16 protein-coding genes are annotated in these 24,287 nt (G+C 53.8%); 11 read left to right on the top strand and 5 right to left on the bottom strand.

Features of this window, described 5'->3' with window-relative positions:
• Positions 1-454 precede the first annotated feature (454 nt).
• From AGR1_RS16375 to AGR1_RS30115, 4 genes are all read left to right on the top strand, one after another.
• Entirely contained in the window at positions 455-904 is a 450-nt protein-coding gene (locus tag AGR1_RS16375) for a hypothetical protein (RefSeq protein WP_149147581.1), read from the top strand.
• A gap of 203 nt (positions 905-1,107) precedes the next feature.
• Positions 1,108-1,725, top strand: coding sequence for a hypothetical protein (locus AGR1_RS16370; protein ID WP_149147580.1), 618 nt, complete (start codon positions 1,108-1,110; stop codon positions 1,723-1,725).
• A 44-nt stretch (positions 1,726-1,769) separates the two neighbouring features.
• Positions 1,770-3,689, top strand: coding sequence for an AAA family ATPase (locus tag AGR1_RS16365; RefSeq protein ID WP_149147579.1), 1,920 nt, complete (start codon positions 1,770-1,772; stop codon positions 3,687-3,689).
• A 232-nt stretch (positions 3,690-3,921) separates the two neighbouring features.
• Positions 3,922-4,047: a hypothetical protein gene (locus tag AGR1_RS30115; protein ID WP_281406432.1), complete on the top strand. Its 126-nt coding sequence runs from the start codon at positions 3,922-3,924 to the stop codon at positions 4,045-4,047.
• 140 nt (positions 4,048-4,187) lie between these two features.
• Here the strand turns inward: AGR1_RS30115 and AGR1_RS16360 are convergent, their stop codons facing one another.
• Positions 4,188-4,673: a hypothetical protein gene (locus AGR1_RS16360; RefSeq protein ID WP_149147578.1), complete on the bottom strand. Its 486-nt coding sequence runs from the start codon at positions 4,671-4,673 to the stop codon at positions 4,188-4,190.
• Positions 4,674-4,889: 216 nt separating this feature from the next.
• On the opposite strand from AGR1_RS16360, the gene AGR1_RS16355 reads away from it, so the two are divergent.
• Positions 4,890-6,662, top strand: coding sequence for a hypothetical protein (locus tag AGR1_RS16355; protein WP_246669667.1), 1,773 nt, complete (start codon positions 4,890-4,892; stop codon positions 6,660-6,662).
• Between the two features lie 1,228 nt (positions 6,663-7,890).
• Entirely contained in the window at positions 7,891-8,748 is an 858-nt protein-coding gene (locus tag AGR1_RS16345; RefSeq protein ID WP_149147577.1) for an alpha/beta hydrolase, read from the top strand.
• Positions 8,749-9,114: 366 nt separating this feature from the next.
• Here AGR1_RS16345 and AGR1_RS16340 read toward each other — a convergent pair whose 3' ends face one another.
• Entirely contained in the window at positions 9,115-9,636 is a 522-nt protein-coding gene (locus tag AGR1_RS16340) for a PIN domain-containing protein (RefSeq protein ID WP_149147576.1), read from the bottom strand.
• An 852-nt stretch (positions 9,637-10,488) separates the two neighbouring features.
• Between AGR1_RS16340 and AGR1_RS16335 the strand changes: the two genes are divergently transcribed.
• From AGR1_RS16335 to AGR1_RS16325, 3 genes are all read left to right on the top strand, one after another.
• Positions 10,489-10,863 carry a hypothetical protein gene (locus AGR1_RS16335; protein WP_149147575.1) on the top strand — a complete coding sequence of 125 codons (375 nt, stop codon included), beginning with the start codon at positions 10,489-10,491 and terminating at the stop codon, positions 10,861-10,863.
• Between the two features lie 255 nt (positions 10,864-11,118).
• A complete protein-coding gene (moaA, locus tag AGR1_RS16330) occupies positions 11,119-12,138 on the top strand; it encodes a GTP 3',8-cyclase MoaA (RefSeq protein ID WP_149147574.1) in 1,020 nt (339 codons plus the stop codon).
• Between the two features lie 374 nt (positions 12,139-12,512).
• Entirely contained in the window at positions 12,513-13,322 is an 810-nt protein-coding gene (locus AGR1_RS16325; RefSeq protein ID WP_149147573.1) for a gamma-glutamylcyclotransferase, read from the top strand.
• On the opposite strand, the gene AGR1_RS16320 is transcribed toward AGR1_RS16325, so the two are convergent.
• The gene (locus AGR1_RS16320; RefSeq protein WP_149147572.1) at positions 13,235-15,007 is read right to left on the bottom strand and encodes a monovalent cation:proton antiporter-2 (CPA2) family protein; all 1,773 of its coding nucleotides are present in this window, start codon (positions 15,005-15,007) and stop codon (positions 13,235-13,237) included. The genes AGR1_RS16325 and AGR1_RS16320 overlap by 88 nt on opposite strands.
• 194 nt (positions 15,008-15,201) lie before the next feature.
• Positions 15,202-16,035: an SDR family NAD(P)-dependent oxidoreductase gene (locus tag AGR1_RS16315; protein WP_149147571.1), complete on the bottom strand. Its 834-nt coding sequence runs from the start codon at positions 16,033-16,035 to the stop codon at positions 15,202-15,204.
• A gap of 118 nt (positions 16,036-16,153) precedes the next feature.
• Between AGR1_RS16315 and AGR1_RS16310 the strand changes: the two genes are divergently transcribed.
• Entirely contained in the window at positions 16,154-17,038 is an 885-nt protein-coding gene (locus AGR1_RS16310; protein WP_149147570.1) for a LysR family transcriptional regulator, read from the top strand.
• 100 nt (positions 17,039-17,138) lie between these two features.
• Here the strand turns inward: AGR1_RS16310 and AGR1_RS16305 are convergent, their stop codons facing one another.
• Positions 17,139-18,080 carry a LysR family transcriptional regulator gene (locus AGR1_RS16305; RefSeq protein ID WP_149147569.1) on the bottom strand — a complete coding sequence of 314 codons (942 nt, stop codon included), beginning with the start codon at positions 18,078-18,080 and terminating at the stop codon, positions 17,139-17,141.
• A gap of 481 nt (positions 18,081-18,561) precedes the next feature.
• Here AGR1_RS16305 and AGR1_RS16300 point away from each other — a divergent pair, with 481 nt between their 5' ends.
• Positions 18,562-24,084, top strand: a complete 5,523-nt coding sequence (locus AGR1_RS16300; RefSeq protein WP_149147568.1) for an AAA family ATPase — start codon at positions 18,562-18,564, stop codon at positions 24,082-24,084.
• Positions 24,085-24,287: the final 203 nt, after the last annotated feature.

The raw sequence follows: 24,287 nt of genomic DNA, 5'->3' as shown, positions 1-24,287 counted from the left end.
CTGCGCATTTAACGATCTTTTCGATCGCGTCAACTGAAATCGACCGAAAAAAGAAAATAATCTAAGTCATTGTTATCGCGTACTAATTGTAAAATTTTAGCAATCGGAAAAACCCATTTATTTTTCCGGGACTTAATCAAACGTGAAGTTTGAACGAGCAGTTCCCCACCAATCTATGGCCTTCCCTCTGTCGCGATGATCGCAACGGAGGTCGCTGATTTCCGCGTGGGGGCCATTGAAAGCCATCCGGGTGTGCTCTAACTTTTTTGCCAACAAGACTGTTGCGAACGCTCGATTTCAGAAAGGGAAGGCCAGCAAATGACGAAGAGCATCTGCCTCGAGCTTCTCTCTACCGTTTCTGAGTTCGACACCGACCGCGCTCAACACCGCTCCACTGAGGTTGGAACTTTAGGGATACCCCTCAGAGTCCCAATACCCGACAGAAGGAGCCAATATGTCTGTAAAATCCCGCACCTCGCGTACGATTAACAAAGCCCCGCATCCAACCATCTCCGAGGATACGCACGCGCGTCGCATTCTCGAAGCGACGTCGGTGGTGGCTGGTTTCCTGATGGCTTTGCTGGCCGATAAACCTCATCGCTGCCTTGATGGCATGTTGATGGTCGTGAGCGCTCAGAATGTCACCTTGGTCCCCGATGGTTCCATTGCCGAGAAGAACACCGCGAACATTCCGATGCCTCGAGGCACCCAAGTGCGCCACGTCCTGGATGCATTGAATGTGGTAGAAGGCGACGTCGAATTGGCTATCAAGCTGCTCTCAGTCCGATTTGCGGAGGCCAACGACACGGGAAAGACTTTGAACATGTACACCGACGAAGAAATCGGTGGACCGAGCGTGGCCCTATACCTGGCGATCCGGGCTTTGGTTGACGGCAAAGCTTGAAATAAGACCTACAGAGCGGCCGGACGACAGCTAGACGTCGTCCGGTCTTTTAAAAAAATTAGAACACGCTTATTGACGTTCGGTGATTTGTTCTGTATTTGTTCGCGTATGGAGCATCTGACCCACCTCATACGAATAGGTTGATCCCCGCCCGCTGCGAGTTTCGCGGCGACGATCAACAGTATTGCGTTGGGGAATTCGAGATGGGTATCGCAGACGCCGCGAAGTCACTTCGCGCAAACCGCAGCTCCGCATCAATCCGTACTTTCGAGCCTTCAGCGACCGTCAAGTGTGATGGTCCAGCTGTCTTCCGTTCTCAGGTGGCGAGAGATACCGCCTGCCTATTCGACGTTAACCCGTCGATCACTTCCTGGCACTGTATGCCGATATCGCTTGATTACGGAGGAGGTGCCCACGTTCCAGATTTTGGTATTGTCGATGATGACGGAAGTCGCTTGTTGATCGATTCACCCGATAGAGCCTCTCCGATCGACACTATGGAGATTGAGGCCTGCGCCTCTCGTCACGGGTTGAGGTATCGGCGTCTCGTCCGTCAGGAAGTCTACGAGGGGTTCCGATTGCAGAATGCCAGGGACCTGCTCTGCTACGGCAACCACACTTTAGCACTTGGTGACCGTCTGAGAGTACTAGCAGCATTGAGCGAACATGGCACGCTCAGCGTAGCAGATTGTTTGACTGTTTTTGCTGAAACCAAACCAATTGCCGGGCTCGCACAGTTGATTTTGCGCGGCTTCGTAGAAATCGACCTCGATACGGAGTTGCTCGGTCCGGAAACGATGGTTCGGCGAATACGGTTCTGACTGACACGCCAGCGTACCCGTTTTCTCCATTATCCGAGGCAGCCATGGAATCCTACAGCGAAAACCTTTTCGCCAACCGCGACCCATTTCACAGCGTTAAATACGAACTCACACTGGCCACACAGCTGGCAATCGTCTCCATCTCGAGGCCAATCAAACGGCTTCTAAAAAGACGATCGTCATTTGTCGCAGCATTCGTTCTGCCGCCGAAAGCAGACCCACATGCGCACAAAATGGCGGCCAAGTGGCTGCTCGCAGGGACAAATCCGACTAACAGTGAACCCGGCAATAACTACGTGTTATTCATTGACGAAGAAACCGATCTTTCCGAGGAGTTTGCTGGGTTCCGGAAGCTCCGAGAGGTTAAACGGGCAATCATTCTTCTTCGGGACGACGCACTGTTGACTGATGAGGTGCGCATTGCATCCGACATTATCGTTTCATTGTCCGAGCCATCTGCCCGTGACTATCGTATAGCAGCACACCGAATGGGCGTCGCAATCACGACGGCTCAATCCGAGTTCCTGGCAGCACAATCCGTAAGGCGAGTCGAACTCGCTTGGAGGCGCGGTCGATCCATGGCGGCCAGCGTCAAGCGTCTCAGTCGATATCCGGCGACAGTACAAGGGACGCGGTCTGCGGGCTACGTGTCATCTGGGCCTACGCTACATGAACTGGCAGGATATGGAGAGGCGAGAGACTGGGGGATTTCTCTCGCCGAAGACCTGAAGGCTTGGAGAGAAGGAGGGCTTTCCTGGGCGGATGTCGATTGTGGTATTCTCCTTTCCGGACCTCCCGGATCGGGCAAGACGTCATATGCCGCAGCATTAGCGAGGACGTGTAACGTACCATTGATCCTCGGTTCAGCAGCGAGGTGGCAGGCAAGAGGCCACCTTGGAGATATGCTAAAAGCAATGCGCAGAGCGTTCGCTGATGCCGAAGCACAATCCCCGGCGATCTTGCTGATCGACGAGTTTGACAGTTTCACCAACCGTGATGACAGAACTGGTAGTAGCGACAACTACCATCGCCAGGTGATCAACGCGCTCTTGGAGTTGTTGGACGGTGCGCAAGCACATGAGGGCGTCGTTGTCATTGGAGCAACAAACTACCCAGGTATCATTGACCCGGCGCTTCTTAGGGCAGGGCGGCTGGAACGCAACTTCTCAATCCCGCTTCCCGATGCTTCCTCCCGCCAGGACATCTTTCGTTTCTATCTCCGAGAAGCCCTTAGAGGAGAGACTTTGGATGGCGTCGTGAAGGGAAGCGAGGGATGGTCTGGAGCAGACATCGAACGCTGCGTCCGCGAGGCGCGTCGAGCTGCAAGGAGAGCAATGCGGCCAATCTCGCTTGACGATCTCCTGGCCGCCATGCCGCCTTGTATCCCGGTGCCGCTGGCAGTCCAACGCTGTGTAGCTGCCCACGAGCTAGGGCATGCAATCCTCGGTGTTCTGCTTGAAACAGAACCTTTGGTGTCCGTTTCGATTGCAAGGACGATCTATTATGGCAGATCACCTCAAACAATGGGGCGTACCGAGTTCGATGAACAGCCTTTCAATCGGAGAACGGTACATTACTTCCAAGACAAGATTGCCACTCTGCTCGGTGGTGTCGCAGCGGAAGAGCTGCTGTTTAGCAATTTCGAGAACGGTGCGGGAGGCGACATTACCGCGGACTTAAACCGCGCCACCGATCTCGCCACCATGATGGAAATCACGTGGGGTTTAGGTAATACGCTAACCGTCGAGCCTGGCAACAGCCCTCGCGAACTGGCGGCATACCGCAATCGGCGGAAGGGTCTAGCCAAGGCCGTAGAGGCGACGTTGCAGACGGAATTTGCGCGCGCGAAATCTCTGCTCGAAGAACGCCGGGAAGTTTTGATCGATCTTCACGCGCAGCTCGTAAGGGAAGGAACTCTGACCGCTGCGGTGGTTCAAGCTGCAGTGGGTGCGCACGGGAGGTAGGATTATCTCATCAATCCAAAGCCGTCGGAGTCGAACTCGGTCAATGAGAACAGAGCCGCATTTCCCTCTCGGCCGAGGTCAGTGTTGCAGCGATGGAACGGACCTAGCCGAGAGATTATTCGACGACCCATTGCCACATCCATTTCCGAGCTTGAACAACCAAGCTCGGGAGCAAGGATCGGAGTATTGCTGTATCCGCGGGGCCAGCTGAGTTCCCGTAAGGCGGGCGGACATGTGGCTGGTGCTTATCGCCATCGTCTGGGATGAGGAAAGCGTTATCCAAACACGGGAAGTCATGGTCTATGCCAAAGCGGTTAAAGCCATCATCGAAGGAGTTAGTGAGCGGCGCAATCGCTAATTCTCGCTTGGCTGGTTTTAATACGCATAAAAACACCGTGGAAGTGATGGTCCGGATTGCAGAAGGCGATATGTCCGTCGAGGAACTCGAGGTTTGGGAAAATTAGCAGGCCGCGCTGATCAAAGGTTATTCGGACTAAGCTATTTCCAATTTGCGGTTGCAGCTTTGAAACTCGTCAGAGCAGCGCCGCGCGCTCTTCTCAAGTGTTTCTGGATGCCTTCTAGGTGTAGTTCAGAATCGATGCCGTGAGCAACACGGTCTCTTTCCAATACCAATGCAGTAAGAAGCTCTTGTTCGAACTGCTTTTTGTTCCTTCCGCGGAACAGCAGTCCCTCTATCCCTTCGGGTGTTATTGCATTGAAGCGACCAGCTCCCAATTCCTCGAAATTGAGAGAGACTATGAAGTTCGGTGCGATTTCCATGTGGGAGAAGTCTTTGTCGTCCCATTCAATGCGATCGCTATTGCAACCGAAATGGAACTCGATAATCGCATCGTCCGGATCGTTGAGTAGCTCCTGCCGGAATACGTCGATTACCCTTTCCGCCTCGTACAGCTGTCCGGCGGTCAACTCTACCCCGTCGAAGTTGTAACAAAAATGCCATTCTGCAGTCGACGTCTCAATCACACCACACCCCCATTCTGAAATTCGGATGGAGATTTGGAGGCCGAGCGTAAATTATCGGTTAGCGCTTAATGTCAGCGAATGACAACTCAGTTCTTTGGTAAAGACAGCGTAACATGGCGTCCCGCGCTCTGCTTCTTTCATAATCCCCAAATCATCCGCTTGGCATCCTTCCGCAAAATAGTTGAGCGTTACCTCTCGTCCGCGTAAGGATAGAGCTTGGAGCAAGCATTCAGGGCGTACGGGGGCGTGGTCGTGTTAAAGCGTTTTGCAGTGGTGGCGACTTCCTTAATGGGTGTCTACTCTGGGATCGCTCATGCGGAGATCACCATCGAGCGAGTGCCAATCGACGACGCTACACCCGTCCTCCTGTTGAAAGGCGAATTCACCTCAACCGATAACCCGGAGCAATTGGTACGAGAGGTCGCCTCTAGCGGTGCCAAAGTGATCACGTTCAATAGCGATGGGGGAAATGTTGTCTCGGCGATGGCCTACGGTAGGACGATCCGAAAGCTGGGTCTATCGACACTGCAGCTCCGGTCGACACAATGCGCATCCGCCTGCACGCTCGCGTTTGTCGGAGGTATCATCCGTCAAGCTGAACCAGGCGCGATTGGCGTGCATCAATCTTCCTTCTCGCCCGACGCAGCAATTGACGGGCCAACGGCCGTCGCAGCCGTTCAGGCGTTGACCGCCCAGATCATCACGTATCTTGTCGAAATGGAAGTGGACCCAAAGCTACTTCAGTTGAGCCTATCCGTGCCCAGCGACGATATGCGGTATCTCACTTCAAACGAGATGCAAACCTACAAAGTGACTTGGGGCAACCTCGCGAACTCGAAGTCGACCGCTTCGAATGCGCAAACAGTTCCGACGACCGAACCTGCTGAAGCTTTGGCCACCGAAGCTGCCCCACCCACTGCCGAGGAGAAAGCACGAGCCTTCGTGGCGGAGTATTATGGTGCTTGGTCACGCAAGAACTCCGACGCGCTTTCCTTCTTGGAAAAGGCGTACGCTAAGACGGTTGATTTCTTTGGCAAGCCTACGCCCAATAGCTCTGTGCTCGCCGAAAAGCGAGACTTCGCAAACAGATGGCCAATACGTGCTTATAGCGTGAAGGCAGGCTCGATGCAGGTTACCTGTACTGAAACCTGCAAAGCTGAAGGTGTCGTGGATTGGTATGCAAAGCGCGATGTCGGTGACCGAGTTTCGTCCGGTTCCGCAGAGTTCTCCTTTGTGTTGGATTGGAGCTCTGGTGTCGTCCTATCCGAAAGCGGGAAGGTCATCCTGACAGACAAGAATGTCACCCGGCCCGTACGTTTGATTGCGCAGTGGGAGGAACTGAATTCCTCGTGTCGCGGCGGTAGCGGCGATTTGCCCGAAACACACTTGGCTTGTGAGCGCCGGGAGTCCGTTGGCGACAAACTGCAAGCTGTCGGTTGGTGTTACGGGCGAGAAGGTGAGTATGGCTACCAGATGCAGTGGCACGCTTGCGAGACGACATCCTACAAGGTGGAGGGCTCGGCGGGGGGCTCTTCTACCTCCACGTTCAAGCGCCCGGTTCCTTCTGATTATCCCGTCCAAGCTCGATTTTCGGGCCAAACGGTGATGCCTGACTTTAAGGGCCGCGACCGAGAGTACAACAGTTTTAGAACCCGAATCCGTGACGGCATGCGCAAAGGCCCAGATTTCGCCGGCCGCTACACGCTGATCCAGATCGGCTGTGGCTCAGGGTGTTCCTTCGTTGTCGTCGCGAACAATCAGACATGTCGGCCTAGTTCGTTTCCGCGCGGAGGCGAAGAACACATGTATCTCAGCTTGGACTTCCGTCGCGACAGTCGCCTCGTTGCCGCTCAGTGGTTGAACTACGAAACCAAAACGTGCGTCGTCGAGTTCTTCGATTTCGAGAGGGATCACTGGAAGGCAGTTTCTAAAACCAGTGTCGGCGGCGAAGAGGCTTGTTATCGCACGGTCACACAGAACCTGAGATAAAAAGGTTTCGTACCCTTCTTCTGAGGGTCTGCGATAGGTGACACTATCAGAGCTGCGAGGCAAAAAGAGAACCTCTCCAAATCAAAAAAAGCTTGCCTCAAAACAGAGACGTCGTGAGAACCTTCTCTAGTTGGAGCATGGCGCAGGAACTCGGTGCCGAAGCACCAACCGAGGGCGACATGAAACAATATCTGACGATCGGAAAAATTGCATTGGCCGATCTGGTTGGTGATGGCGCATAGTTCAGGCGTCGCCGCAGTCATCAGGTTAGAGGATTACGCAAAGTAGGTGAAGTATGCGTCTGACGCTTGGCGTTGGGCTCGGTAACGATCATGATCGTCGTCGGTTGTGCCAGTGACTGAACCCGCCAGTTCGCGGACCAAAAGCCGCCAACGCCATTCTGCAACCGAGTTTCCGACTAAGCCGTGCGGCCAGACCTGAGCTACCTCTCTGCCATTATGATAGCCAACCCAACGATCCGTGTCGGGAGGCAATAGCCAGCGTAACCTATGGATCAACTTACTTCCCTTGTGATTTCCTCGTTGCCGCCCTTGAGTAGTTCGCAGGTGAATCTGGCCCACACGAGATGGGAGTGCTTTGTTAGAGAGATGTTCGTAAGCCACTCCATCTGAGGATCATCGGCCACGCCTCTTCTTGTCTTGTGGCCCACTCATATCCCGGCCGACCCATTTGAAGAACACTACAAGTGCGATCCCGATCAAAAGAAGGGGTACAAGAGCTTCAAGATCGAACATCGTCCATATCTCCGTTCACCGGGAGAGAACTATAGTCGCCCGGTTTTGACGAAACATCTGGCAAAAGTGGGGGGCGACTTCTTACCCCGCTCTTTACGGTCCGCGATGGAATACCGTGCCGTCCCGACGGCTTGGTGCAAAGAAAATTCTGAAGGGAAAACGGCCGAACCCCTCGTAAGCCCGGCCGAGCTGCGACGCGTTACATCCACAACCGCGACGATCCATCCACGAGGTTCCGGTCTTCGTCAATAAGGGTCGGTAGCGTAGGTGTCGGAGATCGTTTAGCGATAACAGTAAGGGCAGCACCTCCGCTGCTGTTGATGATGTCCCGAGCCGCGTGCGCGCAGCCGCAGCCAAGCTCCACGGCCGGATTTCCGTGGTGGTCAGACCTTCAGTTATAATAACTGGGCTTGACGATCTGACGCCTGTCTGTTGGTTGTGAATTTCATAAAAATCAACCGAAGGGCGATGATATGTTTACGTCGGGGATTAGCACTTCACACGGGTCAATTGCTTTTATCGACACAAAAGGGGCCGGCGTTCCTGTGGTGATGGTACATGCCAACTCGCTCTGCAAAGAGGCGTTCAGGCCTCAGATTAAGGCTCTATCTGGAGTGCGACGTGTGATCGCGTTCGATCTCCCCGGACACGGTTTTTCTGACGATGCAATTGATCCCCAGCGCACATACAGCATCCCTGGTTATGCGGACGCACTGCTTGAGGCATTGTCGGGTATGAACGTGGACCGGTTCGTGGCGCTCGGGCACTCCCTGGGTGGACATGTCGTCCTTGAAATGTTGGCGAAGAAAGCTTCGATAGATGGAGCCATGATTTTTGGGACACCGCCGATCGCAAACTCTCCTGAAGGCTTGCAGGCGGGATTCAAACCTAGCCCCGAAATGGCCTATACAGGCAGTCCGGTGTTGAGTGACGATCAGGTGAGGATGGTTGTCGAACTCGCTCTGGGAAGTGACGGTGCTGATGAAGAATTCTTTCTCAATGCGGTGCGGCGAACTGACGGTATTGCGCGCCAGCTTATGATCGAAGCGGCCGTGAGAGGGGAGGGTAGCAATCAGCGTCATACTGTAGAGACTTCACCGATCCCCATCGCGATCGTAAATGGTGAGAATGATGCGGTGATAAACCTCGAATACATCGACGGTCTGGATTTCGCGAACCTCTGGGAAGGCGAGCCAATTCGCATTAAGGAAGCTGGCCATGCCGTTCACTGGGAACAAACGACGAGGTTCAACGAGCTGCTTCTTCGCTTCGAAGATTTCGTGAACGATCAAGCTCAAATCTTACAGCGTGGTCAGGTTTTGGGAGACTGACCATAACCAGCGTTCGAGACCATGAGGGTCTTTGGCCCGAAACTCATCTGGAATTTCCAGCCTCCCCATATGCGCAGGCGAAGATGTATTTGAAGAACTCGCGGTTTGGTATTCGCTCGCCGACGTTCACAATTTCACAGGAATCGGTTATTGTGAGACGTCAGTGAATGAGGGTCACGTGCGGGAACCTATAGCTATCTGGGAGCGGAAAGACGCTGAAGGTCGAATATCAGAAGTCTTTGACGCTGCGCGTAATGATCGCCCTCAAAGTGTACGTGACGAGAATGGATTCTTCGAAATCACATTCAAGCCTCGGCCGAAGGGGCCTGTTGGCGCTTTACTATCTCGTGGCGGTCCGAAAGACCGCTAAGCGTATTTCATCGTCGAATAGCTGCCCCTGTTTGGACTTACTGATTGTTCGACAACCCACACTGAGAACGCCGGATTGTAAACTCCAGGCAGTGAGAAGTATCGGGCTATCAGCGCGAAATCTTTTCCGTTGAGCGTTGCTATAGGCATTCCGTGGACTATGGAAACGGCCGCTATAAACAGGTCTTGCCCCGGTTTTCGTCTCCTTGGATTTTCAGGGTTTGTGTACCAGAGATGATTTAGCGGTTCACAGCATTGAAGCTTGGCTAAAGTTTTTGCAACTTCATGGTTGATTTCTGGATACTTAAAATCCCACTCAAGTAGTTCGTCAAACCAGGCAATTATTTCTGCGGCGAGACTTGGATGACTCGCGCCGATGTCGACAATCCCTTGTTGGATTTCCAATAGAACCGGAAATGGAATTGCCAAATCATCCTGCTCGGAAAGCCACTCTGCTACAGAGGGATGGGCTTTTTTATATTGCGCTTGGCTCAAAACACTTGTGTCTAAAAGAAACATCCCCGGTTCTCCAGTCGGGACAATACAAATGTGATTTGGGAAGTGTCGAATGCGATCAGCATTCGGTCAATGATAAGTAGTTGTGATTCAGAATTTGGTTCGCGCGGCTAGGGGGCACACCGTTCATATTAGCACGCCGGATTTCGAAGTGGATGTTCTCGCTGGCAACTAGAAGAGTTAGCTCGAGAGCGACGTCGTTTGTGGCGACACGGGTCTCCTTACTTTGCAGGAAACCTGGCGGGGCTCGAAGCGCTAAACCCTACTTCTCGTAGGAAAACAACTGATACCTGTGGTCATTCACTTTCGACGATTTTTCCGAATTTTAAACCCATTAAACTTTCGTATGGCTGTCATCAGCTACGCTTGTCTCCGTCGTGACATTTGTCGCTTCTACGGGCCCCTTTTCTCACATTGACAATCCTGATGGGCCAGCGAAGCTCGATCCCTTCACTGGGTGGGTTGCGGCGTACGACATCCGACATGAGAATTGTCGGAGAACATCGAGGCGTACGACAGAGCCTGACATGACAACCATGGATTTCGCACCACTCAGGGAAATTTTGATCGGGCGCATTTCAGAACTTGGATTCCAACCTGATTTTTACGGGCAAGCGCACCGAAGGTCGGCGACGCAACAGGCATTCACACTTCCTCGGAGGCCGGAGCGAAGCGAGATTTGCCAGGATGCCTGACGTCGGGACGCCGATCAGAGAAGCCACTCGGAAGAAGGCGCATCTGTCGCCGGGATCGTGGTTGTTGGGCTCAGGTTACTGTGAAGATTTAAGGTAATTGCGGGCCGGTATCTCTGTGGTATGGTTAAGCCTCAGCGAGACGGGAGGGGGAGAGCCTGTAATGTCTGAAGATGCACTGGAAAAAAACCAAACCTTACCTGAGTGGCTCGAAAAGCGCAGCAGCGGAGACTTAGGGACTGCTCTGTATGGTACAGTGACGTTTGAGAACGGGTTCCCTGAGCCGCTGGTTCAGGCAATCGCTGATATCGACTATGAAAAAGCACTAGAATTCTCAACACACGCGCGCGCGTTCAAGTGGGTACCGCACAGCGTGATACGAACTGACGATGTCCATATACTTTGCGCCACCCAGGGGCTTCGGTGCCATCACATCGCGACCTGCGGCGCTGGCTGCATGTGCTACGGAATTGGCATGGTTTACACCTGTACCCGTCCCCGCGCGATATACAGGTTGTCCAACCCGATATCTGGCTGAACTAGGCGGGGACCATTTCTGTTGCCAGAGCGCGGTCGCAATCGTAAACAGCTCATCACGCGGCGGATTGCGGGTCATTTCGGAACGCGTCGTCTACCTTCCCCAAGGCACTGCTTTGTTGGACTTGCAGCTTACAGTATTACCGGCCGTAGGTGGGCAGGCAGTACTATACGTATATATAATCGAAATCAGACGCTGGAGTGATTAAGCTATACAGGTATCTGGTTGAAGTCCAATTGGGGGACAGTCTCGGGCATGACTCGTACTGACTATAGGCAAAGGCCCTTGATTGATCGCTACGAAAGGGAGATCACCTATCTGCGCGTTTCGGTGACCGATCGCTGCGACTTCCGCTGCAGCTACTGCATGTCCGAGCACATGACCTTCCTGCCGAAGAAGGACCTTCTGACGCTCGAAGAACTCGACCGTCTCTGTTCCGTCTTCGTCGCGCGCGGCGTGCGCAAGTTGAGGCTGACCGGCGGTGAGCCGCTGGTGCGCAAGAACATCATGGCGCTGGTGCGCAACCTCGGACGTCATGTCCACACCGGCACGCTGGACGAACTGACGCTGACCACCAACGGCTCGCAGCTGTCGAAGTTTGCGGCCGAGCTGGCCGATTGCGGCGTCAGGCGCATAAACGTTTCGCTCGACACGCTCGACGCCGACAAGTTCCGCCAGATCACCCGCTGGGGCGATCTGGCACGCGTGATGGAAGGGCTGGATGCAGCCCTTGCCGCCGGGATCAAGGTGAAGCTCAACGCGGTGGCACTGAAGGATTTCAACGAGGCTGAAATCCCTGAACTGATGCGCTTCGCCCATGGCCGCGGCATGGACCTGACCGTGATCGAAACGATGCCGATTGGCGAGATCGAGGAAGACCGGACCGACCGCTACCTGCCGCTTTCCGAACTCCGGGCATCGCTGGAAGAGCAGTTCACCCTGTCGGAGATCGATTATCGGACGGGCGGCCCTGCCCGGTATGTGACCGTTGGCGAGACAGGCGGCAGGCTCGGTTTCATCACCCCGATGACGCACAATTTCTGCGAGAGCTGCAACCGCGTGCGCCTCACCTGCACCGGCACGCTCTATATGTGCCTGGGCCAGGACGACGCCGCAGACCTGCGCACCGCGCTGCGCGCCTCCGATGACGACGCCTATCTTTCAAGGGCCATTGACGAGGCCATTCTGCGCAAGCCCAAGGGCCACGATTTCATCATCGACCGCACCCACAGACGCCCGGCTGTCGCCCGCCACATGAGTGTCACCGGGGGGTAAGAAGAGCTTCTCAGTTTGATAGACTATAATTGCGCTCGGTTCATAGGGAAGGAACCGAGCTTTCCTGGTGTTGCAATGCTTTCCTTTAAGCTGGGATCGACGTTACCAGCGTGCTCCCGGCGAAGAACTTGGTTTGCGGTATATTGAGTGCGGCAAATCGGGCTGTTGTCGAGGGATGATGTGAAGCTATCCCAGCATTTGAAGATGTACTCGACCGCCTCAGTGAATTTCTTTTCCCTCGTGGTTGCCATAACTGGATGGTATCTCGACAGTTGAAGGACGGCAGTGGCTAGTAGCTCAGCACCGGAACGAAATCTTGACAGTCAATCCTATTACATCCTCTATTACTCAAAGAGGGCGGCAGGGTGCTATCAATGCGTAAAATGTCTCTCACACCGGAACTGGTAGCGCTTTGCGAACGTGCGGTCGCCGAGCCTCCGCCAGACGAAAGATGGACGCCGCTTTCGAATGCTGACTACAGTGGACTGGTCTCTCGCTTTTCTGAGGAAATCGGCGACAACGATCTCTGGGTGTTTGCGTACGGTTCACTCATTTGGAAACCAGAGTTCGAGGTAACAGATCGAATGAAAGGGATGGCTTATGGTTGGCATCGGTCGTTCTGTCTTGAACTCCTCACATGGCGAGGGACACCCGAGCAACCCGGGTTGATGATGGCCCTGGAGCGGGGTGGGCGGTGTGACGGCTTCTTGCTCAAAGTCGCCAGAAACGATCACAATAGAGCAATCGAGCGACTGCTAAGACGTGAAGTTTGGGATCACGAGAGCGTTTACACAACCCGATGGATCAAGGTTTTATCCGAGAAAGGCCCCATTCGTGCGTTGAGTTTTTGGGTTGGTCCCATCGGTGGTGAAGGGGTGATACTTCAGCAGTCCCTTGAGCGCGTGGCGTGGACGCTGGCTAGGGCTTGTGGTTATGCCGGGTCCTGCGCGGCCTACCTATACAACACCGTCCTTCATCTTGAAGAATTTGGTATACATGACAGAAAGCTATGGCGTCTGCAAAAATTGGTTGCGGACGAAATTAGACTGCTTAATCCAGAGAGAGCCGAACCGACGCCCGACGTTGATACTCCCGATCAAACGTCGGGTGAAACCTCTCGCGGTACACGCTTGCCACTAAACATAGGCTTTCCGGCCGACAACCCCCCAGACTCCTCCAACTGAAAGCGACGTGCGTCACGCTGTCTGACAAACCGCGCGATTTCATCGATCTCATGAAGTTCAGCACCCATGATTTCAAGCGCCTTTTGTCCGAGGACCATCGCCGACTCGAAGGTTTCGCGGATGTGAAAATCGGAACCTGCGTTTTGAAGCTCGAGGGCATGGCGTCGGTCGGCCGCGCGCGCCAAAACTGGGACCAACGAAAACTCGGCTTTAACGAGTTGAACAATCCGAGTTGCGTCCTCTGATTTATCGACGCAAACTATAATCGCTTGGGCGCGTTCAGCGCCGGCTGCGTGAAGGATATCGAGTCGTTTTCCGTCTCCGTAATAGACCTCGAATTCGAATTCTCTCGCGGTGTTTATCATCTCAACGTCGGTATCGATGATCGATATGTCATGGCCGCGGTCGAGAAGAAGCTGACTAACAATCTGTCCCACTCTACCGAAACCGATGATTAGAACACTACCTTTAAGGTTCTCCGGTCGCCGAGCGCCTTCCATGGAGGGGGGGATCGACTTTTCCACAAAACTCAAAAGAGCGATCATCAGCGGCGTCAGTACCATGGAAAGGATGATGATTGACGTGAGTACTGCGCTCTGTTCAAGGGTAATTATTCCTGCCGCCAACGCAGCCGTGTAAAGGACGAATGCGAACTCTCCACCCTGTGCCATGAATATTGACCGCTCGAGAGCCTCCCAATGGGAGGACTTTAACAGTCGAGCGATCGCGTAAATAACGATGGCTTTAATAACCATGTATGCGACTACGTAGAATAGGATGGTCTGCCAGTTCTCGGCGATAACGGTTAGATCGAGCGACATACCGACTGCCAAGAAAAACAGGCCCAATAAAATGCCGCGGAACGGCTCAACGTCGGCTTCCAATTGATGTCGAAAAGTCGACTCTGATAATAGTACACCGGCAAGAAATGCGCCCATGGCCATAGACAGGCCACCGAGTTGCATCACGTAAGCTGAACCAAGCACCACAAGAAGTGCCGCCGCCGTCATAACTTCGCGCGCACCAGCGCCAGCGATCACCTCGAACAATGGATTTAAGAGATAGCGTCCAGCCAGAACCAACCCCGCTATCGACGCGACTCCGATGCCGATTGCCATCCAGTTTATGCCCTCATTCGCCGCCGGAGTACCTGGAACGATTGGAGCGAGGAAAGCGACCAAGGCGAGTAGGGGCACAATTGAGATATCTTCCAATAGGAGGATCGAGACAATCCGCTGGCCCTTTGGCGTCGAAATCTCACCTTTTTCCTCAAGAAGCTGCATAACGATAGCAGTCGAAGTCAAAACAAATCCGGCACCAGCCACAAATGAGGGCGCTAGTGGGAAACCGGTAAGAACACCAATGGCAGTTAGGCATACGGCGCATAACCCCACTTGCGCGACGCCAAGCCCAAAAATTTCACGTCGTAAACCCCACAAACGTGAGGGCCTCATCTCTAACCCGATTATGAAGAGGAACATCACGACGCCGAGTTCGGCTACGTTCAAGATGAAAGCTGGGTCATTCAACAGCCGCGCGCCGAACGGGCCGATCACCACGCCACCAGCAAGATAACCAAGGACTGAGCCAAGGCCGAGACGCTTGAATAGTGGAGCTGCAACAATTGCAGCACCGAGGAGCCCTATTACGGGCAGTAGCTCCATACCGTGTGCTTCTGAAGCCATTTTACACTCCCCGACCACGTGGAAAACTCTGGGTGCTGCGCCTAACGTTGCTCTACCGGGCGTCAAATAAGCAATTGGTTTCTCAATAGGCAGCAAAAATTCACACACATCCATTGATGGGTGGAGGTCAAGTTTACGCAATTTGCAGCAACGCTTGGCCCCGGCGAATTATCGCCGGGGCTATAAGGGGGAGATTAGGCGGTGAAGTCTGTGGAAACTGCGAGGTTTCGCCATTGCGCAAGTTCCTCGGCAACACTCGCGTTTTGCTCCTCGATCTTCGCGACAGTATCGCTGCCGAAAGGCATGCGCAGGGGCGGATTGGCGGCATTTGCAAGGGTCATAATGCCCTTTGCGAATTTTGCCGGATCACCGGGCTGACCATGATTCGCTACTGCTGCGAAATCGCGCATATCTCCTGCGGGCGTGCCGACATAGTCTGCGATTGTGGCCGGGCTAACTGCTAACGAGTTGTCGTTCAGGAAGTCAGTGCGGAAGAACCCTGGCTCAACGATTGTGACCTTGATGCCAAATGGTGCAACCTCGGTCGCCAGCGATTCAGAAAGGCCTTCGACAGCGAACTTCGTAGAGCCGTATACTCCCCAGCCAGGGTAGCCGAAGTAGCCGCCGATTGAGGAGAAGTTCAGGATATGACCAGATCGTTGGCGGCGCATGTGCGGTAAAACTGCACGGGTTACTTTCAAGAGCCCGAATACGTTGGTGGCGTAAATTGCCTCGATTTCCTGGTTCGTGGCTTCCTCGACCGCGCCGAGCAGGCCATAACCTGCGTTGTTGGCGAGTATGTCGATCCGGCCAAAACGCTGGATGGCGACCGCCGCAGCTTCATTTGCCTGGGCTTCGCTGGTAACGTCAAGCGCGACAGGCAGTAGGTTTGGATGCTCGCCGATCTGCTCGATGACTGTCTTGGGATTCCTTGCCGTGGCAACAACAGCGTCGCCGGCGGCCAAAGCTTCTTTTGTGATCAGCGCTCCGAATCCGCGGGATGCGCCCGTGATGAACCAGACTTTCATGATGGTCTCCTTCCGAAGTGATATTAACCAGCTCGCTGCTGATGTGTGGAATTTGACCGAATTCGGACTGATGTATAAGATTGCTTTTATTTGAAACAATGATGAACTAGGCTCATCAATGAGATCGACAGACCTCTCGGAATTATCGGCCTTCTCAGCAGTCGCCCGCCACAAGAGTTTTCGCAAAGCGGGGGAAGAGAGAGGGGTTACTGCATCCGCCATCAGCCACGCAGTTCTCAACCTAGAGCAACGGATCGGAATCCGTCTCCTCAACAGAACGACGCGTAGCGTATCGTTGACCGAGGCGGGCGAATTACTTCAATCGCATCTCGATCCAGCGTTTGCTGAAATCGCGTCTGCCCTTGATGCGCTCAACCGCTTCAGGCATACGCCGTTTGGAAGAATAAAACTAAATGTCCCGAATTCGATCGCACCCTTCGTAATTGGGGCCGTCATTGGACCATTACTGGAGAAGAATCCGAACCTAGAACTCGAAATAAGCGCCACGGATAGACTCGTCGATATCGTAAAAGAGGGCTACGACGCGGGGATTCGCTTTGGTGAACGCGTAGGCGAAGGAATGATTGCGGTGCGCATTAGGCCGACATTGCGCCTCGTCGTCGTGGGATCACCGTCATATTTTCAGCGAAGGCCTGTGCCGGAGACCCCGCATGACCTGAAACGACACCTATGTATTCAGAACATGTTTCCGTCTGGCGCGCGCTATCCGTGGGAGTTCTCCAAAAACGGTCATACGATCACTTTCCAGCCTACCGGACCACTGTCGCTTGATGATCACGAACTCATGACAAGAGCAGCATTGGACGGAGTGGCGCTCGCTTACGTATGGGAAGACCGGGTTGCGGCCTCCGTTGCCGCGGGAAGGCTGGTCAAGGTTCTGGAAGATTGGTGCCAGCCAGAGGAGCCACTGTACCTGTACTACCCGAGCCGCAAAAACATGTCGGCAGGATTTCGAGCCTTCATCGATGCCATCAAGGCATAGCCAATCAAGGAAAAACCGTAGGTAGACGCACAGATGCGTATAGCCGTGTTGCAAAGCGATGTGAACGGCAAAAATACGAGACAGAGAGCGGATTGCTCGTTCAAGCGATTGCCTCGCGCGAAGCATCTATCGCGGGTTGCTCCGCAGACAAGCGGCTTTCGCCGGTTGGCCTAGCGGCGAATAGGCATTTTGACATGGAGAGAACGTAGCGCGAAGGTGGAGTATCGACGCGATATCCGAGAAAGAAATTCAAGGGTAAAGTCGGTTTGAAGGGACGCAGTACAACATCTAAGTTTCCGAGTCCCTCGACCGACATGGGGTTCACCAGTCCGACACCAACGCCGCTGCTGATCATCGAAAGCAATGTCATACACATAGGCGTCTCGGCAACAACGTTAAACTTGTAGCCATCCCTTTCCATTAACTCTGCCATCGCGCGCCGCATTCGAGCAGCCGGCGTATGAGCGATGTATTCGGCTCCATCGAGGTCAGCTGGTGTTATTACGTCCTTTGACGCCAGCCTGTGTCGCGGAGACATAGCGCACACCGCAGCATCTCCAGAGAAATGATGGTACTCGATCCCAGGAAGGTCGGTCTCCTTGGGAGCCACTCCAATATCGACTTGGCCAGTACCCAATGCCGTCCATACTTCCGCGGTGGACATCAATTGCGATGAAACCGTGACTTCTGGATGCAGGAGGCGAAATTCGGTCACTGCGCGGGCCACTACCGGCAATCCAATCCCAGGCATATTGGCAACCCTCACAATGCCCGGGCCACGTTCGCGAATCTGAGATGCCGAATGCTTCAGAACTTCGAGCCCTACGAAGGTTCGCTCGACGTCAGCGTAGAAAATTCGGCATTGGTCTGTGGGCTCCAACCGACCACGGACCCTGTCGAATAACGGGAACCCGATTGTTTTCTCCAACTCCGCAATCAAACGACTAACAGCGGGTTGTGTGATTCCCATTATTTCGGCCGCTCGTGATGCGGAACCGGCCTTCATAATCGCTCGAAGCGCTTCAATCTGACGGATGTTCATCTTAAAGCCTATCAGGTTCGGTAATAGTACTGCGTGGATTTGGAATTTGACGCCCTTCCTCCAGGGATTTATCTTGTCCCGAAGGGGGAATTTCGTCAATAATGCGATGACCTAAGTCTAGTTTAGTACTGCTTTATGATTACCTAAGTGTTCCTGTAGCTCATTGGAATAATTGACTACAGGGGTCGACCGGGGAAAGCTGCATCTAACGTGGATCGCTCCTACTGTATCGGCATATACGTAATTGCCGTTCTTTGTTCAGGCGTCCGCGCCAACAATTGAGGTAGCCATATGACTGCTTGGAACGAAGTTTACTCGGCACAACGTGTTGGAGAGGCAAGAACGTCCTGTTCCCATGTTTGTGGGAGGCGCGTAGCGCGGGCTTTTCGACGTGGGGCTTCTGTCCGGGGCAGGAGCGCTCCGCAAAACCCGCGCCACTCATGCAGATCACTTAAAGTCAACCGAAGCTTGTATTTGCGCGATGTCGTCCGTAGATTGCCGTGACTATCTTAACCCGATAAATGGCGAAGTACTCTGGTTTGACGACGACAGAGTATTTTATAGGGTGGCCTTGCAAAACGGCGAGCCACCTTCACTTGTTGTCTTTCCCTCCGATCGGGGTATTGCCCACGGATACCTTCAACGCCTGAGCCGTGAGTTCCAGATCAGGGATCAATTGGATGAGTCTTGGGCTTTACGACCTCGCAGATTTGAGGCTCAATCCTGTTTACTTTCGTTTGATGACCACCTGTGTCGTCCGCTTTCCGAATACCTTCAAGCCCAGGTCGGCCTAACTGACTTCTTGCGCGTGGCTGCGGCTGCGAGTCGAGCCATTGCGGCAATGCATGCCAGCGGACTGATACACAAGGATATCCGACCAGATAACCTCTTGGTTTGCGAAACGTTCGACGATGTTCGAATTACAGGATTTGGCCTTGCGTCTCGCTTACCTCGTGAACGGCGTACAACGGTGCCTCCCGAGGTGATCGAGGGCACCCTTCAGTACATGGCTCCTGAGCAGACAGGTCGAATGAATCGCTCCGTGGACGCAAGAAGCGACCTCTACTCACTCGGGGTTTCGTTGTACGAGTTCTTAACTGGGGCATTGCCTTTCGTCGCGCAAGACGCGGTCGAATGGATACATTGTCATGTGGCTCGTCAGCCAAAATCACCTAAAGAGTTACGACCCGACATTCCCGAGGCTGTCGAAGCAATCTTGATGAAGCTAATGGAGAAGGCCGCCGAGGCCCGTTATCAGTCCGCGACGGGACTTGAGAAAGACCTTAACCGCTGCCTGACTGACTTACTTCGCGGTAACTCCTTTGAGGTCTTCGAGCTGGGCAGCGGTGATGTGTCTGCTGAACTCCTGCTACCAGAAAGTCTTTACGGGAGACAGCAGGAGGTCCAGAGACTCGTCACCGCTTTCAACGAAATGGCCGAAAGCGGTAGCTCAAGCCTTGTACTGGTGTCGGGATATTCCGGAGTTGGAAAAACGTCCGTCGTCAGGGAGTTGGAGAGGGCACTTGTGCCGTTTGACGGGCTGTTTGCGGCCGGAAAGTTTGATCAATACAAGCGCGACATACCTTACTCGATTTTCGCAGAGGCGTTTCAGGGGCTTGTCCAGCAGCTACTTGGAAGGGAAGAAGCCGAACTAGCCACTTGGCGAGATAACTTACTAGGCGCGCTTGGTACCAACGGCGAACTTATGGTCAACCTAATTCCGGAACTAGAAGCCATTATTGGCTACCAAGTACCAGTCCCAGTATTGTCTGGGCCAGAAGCCCATACGCGTCTAATGACCGTTTTTCGGAATTTCATTGGGGTTTTCGCCACCAAGGAGCATCCTCTGGTATTGTTCCTTGATGATCTGCAATGGCTTGATCTGGCCACGCTCGATCTCTTTACGCACATTTCAACACGCGAAGACCTCAGGCATCTGATGATCATTGGAGCGTTTCGAGACAACGAGGTGGGGCCGAGCCACCCTTTGAGCCACCGTCTGGACCTTGTCCGCGCAGCCGGTAGGCCATTCGAAGAGGTTCGGCTATCTGAAATATCGCCTGCTGATGTCTCGATGATGCTGAGCGATCTGCTTGAGACAGAGCCCAATAAAGCTGCTCGCCTATCCCGGATTATCTGCAGCAAGGTCGGCGGGAATCCGTTCTTCATCTTGCAATTCATTGGCGCTATGGCCGACGAAAATTTGATCTACTACGATACAAATGCGCTTGAGTGGCGTTGGGACGAGGATGCGATATCGACCAAGCAGATAAGCGAGAGCGTCGTAGACCTCATGATAGCACGATTAAACAGGCTTTCCGGTGAAGCTCTGCAGGCTCTGAAACTAGCCGCCTGCATGGGAAGTTCAATTGATCTTGAGCGGTTCCATCTCGTCCTCGGGAAAGGGGAGCGCGACACACAAGACCTCCTGAAGGTAGCCCTACGAATGGGACTGCTCATCAGGGTAGACGGGGCATACGCGTTCGCCCATGACCGCGTCCAAGAGGCCGCCTATGCGATGCTCTCCGAAGATGAAAGGCTTTCGGCGCATAGAGAAATTGCGTCAAAGCTTGTTGCGCTCTACGGCAACGATGTGGAGGACCAATTATTCGATGTCGTCGACCAGTTTAACCGAGCAGCAATTCCCAACGATGAGCCGACCAGGCTACTGGCCGCATCTTTGAATCTCCGCGCGGGGATTAAGGCAAAGTCTGCAAGCGCATACGTTGGGGCAATCGACTATCTAAGTCAGGGCATAGCATATCTCCACGATGGGTGGCAAACGAATTACGACCTGACATTCGCCCTCGCCATGCAGAAAGCAGAATGTACGTTCCTAGCAGGCAAACTAAATGAGGCAGGGACCCTGGTGGAGCAACTTCTCCACCACGCCGAAACGACTGTCCATGTTGCAACGGTCTATCGTCTTAAAGTTGAACTTCATCTAGTCCAATCAGACAATTTTGCGGCCGTCCGAAGTGGACTTGCAGCATTGCGTCTGTTCGACATCGACTTTCCCGAACATCCAAATCAATCCGACGTCGAAAGGGAGTTCGAGTCACTCTCAAATGCCTTGGACGGGAGCCCGATCAGCAGTTTCTCCAAGCTCCCAGCTATGACCAACCCCGAAATGCTCGCGGTGATGAAAATACTTGCAGAAATGTGGCCACCCGCTTTCTTCACAGATTTCAATCTGACAACTTTGGTCGCCTGTCGGATGGTAATCATCAGTTTCCAGCATGGCATAGCACCTTCCTCTAACCAAGGTTTTGCAATGCTTGGCTGGATCATGGGCCCGGCGTTCGGGCGCTATGACGAGGGTTATCACATCGTACGATTGGCATGCGACCTTGCAGAAAAGCAAAAGGCACCAGTAGACTTGGCTCGCGTTTACAACACAATGAGCCTCACTTCTTCTTGGACCCAGTCGTTGTCCACGTCGATTGAGTGGTACCGCACCGCCTATAGGGCTGGAGTTGAGGCGGGCGACATTTTCTTCTCGTGCTTTCCTTGCGCGTTTATCGCGATGACACTTTTGCAGAGAGGGCGAGACCTCCATCAAGAAGCCGCGGAGTTAGCGGAATTAAGAGAGAGGACTCGAAATACGGGATATCGAGACGGTGCCGATATGGCCTTAGTGCCTGAGCGAGCCAGCGCGTGCTTGCGAGGTCTTACGGAACACATCTCCGATTTCAGCGACGCGGAATTCGACCAAGCCGCTTTTGAGAAGGATTTGGGTGGAGCGAGAGCGCCGACCGTCGGCTGGTTCTATTGGACCCGTAAAGTGATGCTGCACTATCTGGCCGGGGAGTTCGTTTCAGCTGTGAGTGTTCTGGACAAGGTCGTGACCGGGACCTGCAAAGTTGTTCAGATTGAACATCTCGACTATCATTTTTATGGTGCTTTGGCCTGCGCAGCCCGCATTCATGAGGGTGGAGAGGTGGCGGGTGGTGACCTTCGTAAACGCTTCGACGGCTTCATGCACCAGTTGCAGCTATGGCTAGACCAAACACGCTCACCCACGTTCAGGGGAAAACATGCGCTTGTGAGAGCTGAAGCCGCACGGCTCGATGGCCGCGATCTCGAAGCGCAACTCCTTTACGAAGAAAGCATTCGGCTATCACAGGAGAACGAGTTCTTGCAGGACGAGGCGGTCGCCTACGAGGCCGCTGCGCGATTTTACCTCGCGCGTGGGTTAGAGCGCGCTGGCTATCTCTTATTGCGGGAGGCGCGCGCGCGGTTTCATAAATGGGGCGCGGATGCGAAGGTCGACCTCTTGGACAAGGAGGTGCTCCCATCGGCGGGCGCGGTCAATGGTCCGGCTTCGTCATCAGAGCTCTCCAAAAGCTCTGCTTCGTTGGAACAGTTGGACCTCGCTACGGTGATAAAAGTCCTTGAGGCGGTATCCAAAGAGAACGTTCTGGAAAGTCTCGTAGACATCGTGATGAAGGCCGCGATCGAACATTCGGGCGCGGAACGAGCTGTTCTTTTGTTCAATACGGAAGTCTCCAGACTTCGAGTGATGGCGGAGGCTTCGACGCGGCATGGCGACTTGAGTATCAACCAGACCGATCATGATTTTTCTTCGTTCGGCCTTGCTCGATCAGTAGTTCTTTATGTCGCTCGAACTGGGAGCGCGGTTGTACTCGATGACGCTAGTAGGAGAGACCTTTCTAAGGACGATCTCTACGTTCGTGATAACGGCCTTCGATCAGTTCTATGCGTTCCACTAATGAACGAGGGCAACGGCGTCGGCATTCTTTATTTAGAGAACAATCTGACCCCGGGAGCCTTCACGCCGGAACGGATCGCTGTTTTAAAGTTTTTAGCATCCCAAGCGGCGGCGTCCGTCGAGAAAGCGCGCCTAATCCGCGACCTCAAAGAGCGTGAATCCCGAATTCGCCGTCTTGTGGACTCAAACATCATCGGTATCTTCATTTGGGGGCGCGATGGCCGTCTTTTGGACGCGAATGACGCGTTCCTCAGGATGACGCAATATACAAGGGAGGACCTTGCGAACGGGCTAGCCTGGTACAATATGACCCCGCCGGACTGGCAAGCTGAAGTCGAAGCTGAGCTAGCGGAACTTACAGCGACCGGTGCCTTGCAGCCGCGCGAGAAGGAATATTTTAGACGCGACGGAACCCGGGTCAGGGTACTTATTGGTGCTGCCGCATTCAGCCCTCCCGCAAGCGAAGGCGTTGCCTACGTTCTCGACCTGACACAGCGTGAGGTGGCCGAGCGAAAGGCTATCGAGAGTGAGCGGCGTTTCCGCGACCTGCAGTCTGAGCTCGCGCACGCGAGCCGGGTTTCGACAGTTGGCCACCTCTCAACCTGGATCGCGCATGACATTCGGCAGCCGTTGGTCGGGATGGTTGCGAGTGCGAATGCTGGACTACAGTGGCTTTCTTCGACGCCACCCAACGTGGAGGCTGCACAGCGTTCATTGCGCCGCGTCGAAGAGGAAGGGCATCGAGCCTCGGAAATCCTCGACAAGATACGGGCCCTCATCAAAAAAAGTGTGCCTGTTTGCGAACTCATCAACGTCAATGAACTGGTGCTCAGCACACTTGCGTTGCTGCAATCTGAGGCTCGACACAGGGCAATAAATATCCAAATGAAACTCGCCGAGAAAGCGCCGCTAGTGTCCTGCGATCGAGTTCAGTTGCAGCAGGTAATCGTAAACCTGGTCGTCAATGCGATTGACGCTATGTCGGCGGCAGAGGGGAGCGAGAAACGCCTGACTATTTCCACACAGATTGATAAGCAAGGCGGCGTCACGACTACGGTCATTGATACGGGCCCCTCTCTCCCGCCCAAAGAGTATGATCGGTTCTTTAAGGCGTTCTACTCGACGAAGAAGCAAGGTCTGGGAATAGGCCTAGCTATCTGCAAAACCATCGTCGAAAGCTACGGTGGACGAATATGGGGTGAGCCTTGCCCGCCACATGGGACGAGTGTCGGTTTCTGGCTACCCGAGGCAACATCTGGATCAAGCGCATAAATCACGACGCCGCGATATGTCGTTGGTGCTACCTTTAAATAGGATGCTAGTCGGCAGCCTTGAGCGCGATGAAACAAAAAATCTTACATAAACGTATAATTGAGTTGGGCGCGAAGTACGGATACGCTGCCTGACTGTGTGATCGATCAGCTCCACATAACTAGAAATGCTCTTCTGGCTTGAGACCGTTCAATTACCGTTTA

It is taken from the genome of Agrobacterium sp. B1(2019), assembly GCF_008274755.1.
Taxonomy (GTDB): Bacteria; Pseudomonadota; Alphaproteobacteria; order Rhizobiales; family Rhizobiaceae; genus Agrobacterium; species Agrobacterium salinitolerans.
This window is presented reverse-complemented; position numbering and strand designations above follow the sequence as displayed.